This window comes from Rhodothermales bacterium, assembly GCA_013002345.1.
Classification (GTDB): Bacteria; Bacteroidota; Rhodothermia; order Rhodothermales; family JABDKH01; genus JABDKH01.
In genome coordinates this window covers 1-3,062 of record JABDKH010000296.1, presented here as the reverse complement: position 1 = coordinate 3,062, position 3,062 = coordinate 1, and the positions used below count along the sequence as shown (strand labels likewise).

Genomic DNA, 3,062 nt, shown 5'->3' with positions numbered 1-3,062 from the left:
AAAGTGCGGACAGACGGCAGGTTGTTGCCGACCCGATTTATCACGACGAACTGGTTTCCCGATTCGTGAACAGCGTCATGAAGGAAGGGAAGAAGAGTATCGCTCAGCGCATCGTATACAACGCGTTTAGAGCGATTGAGGAGCGAACGAGCGAGCCGGGCATCGAAGTCTTTCGCAAGGCTGTGAACAATGCGGCGCCGCTTGTCGAGGTTCGTTCAAGACGCGTCGGCGGCGCCACGTACCAGGTCCCGATCGAGGTTCGCCCAGAGCGACGTACAGCGCTGGCGTTTCGCTGGATTATCCAGTATGCGCGCGCCAGAAACGACAAGAGTATGGCGAGCCGGCTGGCAAATGAATTGATGAGTGCTGCCAATGGTGAAGGCGGCGCCATTAAAAAGAAGGACGACACGCACCGGATGGCGGAGGCCAACAAGGCGTTCGCGCACTTCCGCTTCTAGGTGCTCGACAGATAGACGGATAGAGTTATGTCGGAGAAGAAATTACCACTGGAGAATACGCGCAACATCGGCATCATGGCCCACATTGATGCCGGGAAGACGACGACGACGGAGCGCATCCTGTTTTACACGGGCCGCCTGCACCGAATGGGAGAGGTGCATGAAGGCGGCGCCACCATGGACTGGATGGAGCAGGAAAAGGAGCGCGGCATTACGATTACAAGTGCCGCGACCACGTGCTTCTGGAAGGATGCTCGCATAAATATCATCGATACACCCGGGCACGTCGACTTCACGGTAGAAGTCGAGCGTTCGCTGCGGGTTCTCGACGGCGCTGTCGCGCTGTTTTGCTCGGTGGGCGGCGTTGAGCCGCAGTCCGAAACCGTGTGGCGCCAGGCCGACAAGTACCGCGTCCCGCGCATTGCCTTCGTCAACAAGATGGATCGCACCGGGGCCGACTTTGCCGGCGCCGTTCAGATGATGAAGGACCGCCTGAAAGCGAATGCCGTCCCCGTTCAGATTCCGATCGGCGAGGGTGACATGTTCCGCGGTGTGATCGACCTGATCACGAACAAGGCGATTGTCTGGCACGACGACAAGCAGGGAATCAGCTGGGACGAGATCGACGTGCCAGCCGACCTTGTGAAGGAAACCCGCCACTGGCGAATCAATTTGCTGGAGGCGGTCGCCGAGCACAATGACGCCCTTCTGATGAAGTATCTCGAGGGCGAGGACATTACGGCGGAGGAGCTCAAGGCCACAGTTCGTGCGGCCACCCTCAGTCTTGACATCACGCCTGTATTCTGCGGGTCCGCCTTTAAGAACAAGGGCGTTCAGCGACTTCTCGACGGTGTGATCGACTACCTGCCGAGTCCCAAGGACGTGCCGGCGGTAACGGGAAGCGCTCCACGAATGGACAAGGAGCAGATCCGGGAGGCAGATCCGAGCGCACCGTTTAGTGCAATCGCGTTCAAGATTGCCACTGATCCTTACGTCGGAAAGTTGACGTTCTTCCGGGTGTACAGCGGTACGCTTAAGAAAGGACAACAGGTGTTTAACGCCTCGATCGAGAAGAAAGAACGCGTCGGGCGCATTCTCTTCATGCATGCGAATTCGCGAGAAGACGTAGACGAGGTGTTTGCTGGAGATATTGCGGCCGCAGTTGGACTCAAGAACGTCCGTACCGGCGACACGCTGTCAGATGTGAGTAAGCCTATCGTTCTGGAGAAGATGGACTTCCCGGAGCCGGTAATCCGTATCGCGATTGAGCCCAAGACCAAGGCCGATAGCGATAAGCTCGGCGTAGGACTGCAGAAGCTGGCCGAGGAAGACCCAACATTCCGCGTGTCCACCGATGACGAGACCGGGCAGACGATTATTGCCGGGATGGGTGAACTGCACCTCGAGATCATCGTCGACAGGCTGAAACGAGAGTTTAAGGTCGAAGCGAACGTTGGCAAGCCCCAGGTGGCGTACCGCGAAGCGATTCGTGGAACGGTCGACGAGCACTACACGCATAAGAAGCAGACCGGTGGCCGCGGTCAGTTTGCGGAGGTGTACATCGAGATCGGCCCCAGCGAGTCAGGCGTCGGACTTGAGTTCGTCGACGAGATTCGTGGTGGTGCCATTCCTCGCGAGTTCATTCCGTCGGTCGAGAAAGGCCTTCGGTCCGCCATGAGCCAGGGCCCCCTCGCGGGCTATCCGCTCGAGGGCGTCAAGGCGAGGCTATACGACGGCAAGTTCCACAACGTCGACTCCGACCAGATGGCGTTTGAGATTGCAGGCCGAATGGCATTCCGCGACGCGGCCCGCAAAGCGAAACCCGTCATCATGGAGCCGATCATGGAGGTCGAAGTAGTGACGCCCGAGGAGTACATGGGCGACGTTATCGGTGACCTGAACAGCCGCCGCGGCCGGATTCAGAGCATGGGACAGCGAAGCGATGCGCAGGTGATCAAGTCGCTCGTGCCGCTCTCGGCCATGTTTGGCTACTCAACAGATATGCGGTCGCTTACGCAGGGTCGGGCATTGTTCTCAATGCAGTTCGACCACTATGAAGAAGTACCTCAGTCGATCGCAGACGACATCGTTGCAGCAGCGTCGGGCGTTGCCGCGGCATAATCACTAAGACAAAGACAATTTCCATCAGCAAGCGTAGGAGCTACCTGTCATGGCGAAGGAGACATTTCAGCGAACGAAGCCGCACGTAAACGTCGGTACGATTGGTCACGTGGATCATGGTAAGACGACGTTGACGGCGGCGATCACGCAGGTTTTGTCGAAGCGTGTCACGGGGAACGTGATACGGAGTTTTGATTCGATTGACAACGCCCCGGAGGAGCGTGAGCGGGGGATCACGATTGCGACGGCTCACGTGGAGTACGAGACGGAGAATCGTCACTACGCGCACGTGGACTGTCCGGGTCACGCGGACTATGTGAAGAACATGGTTACGGGCGCGGCGCAGATGGACGGATCGATTCTGGTGGTTGCAGCGACCGATGGTCCGATGCCTCAGACGCGGGAGCACATTTTGCTGGCCCGTCAGGTCGGCGTGCCGTACATCGTGGTCTTTTTGAACAAGGTGGACCTGGTCGACGATGA

3 protein-coding genes are annotated in these 3,062 nt (G+C 58.2%); all 3 read left to right on the top strand.

The window, feature by feature from the left end:
* Window positions 1-458 (top strand): 30S ribosomal protein S7 (gene rpsG / locus HKN37_14140; GenBank protein ID NNE47790.1); only part of this gene is annotated, 458 nt, incomplete at its 5' end.
* A 27-nt stretch (window positions 459-485) separates the two neighbouring features.
* The gene (fusA, locus tag HKN37_14135; GenBank protein NNE47789.1) at window positions 486-2,579 is read left to right on the top strand and encodes an elongation factor G; all 2,094 of its coding nucleotides are present in this window, start codon (window positions 486-488) and stop codon (window positions 2,577-2,579) included.
* Window positions 2,580-2,628: 49 nt separating this feature from the next.
* Window positions 2,629-3,062: GTP-binding protein (locus HKN37_14130; GenBank protein ID NNE47788.1), on the top strand; the 434-nt coding region annotated here is incomplete at its 3' end.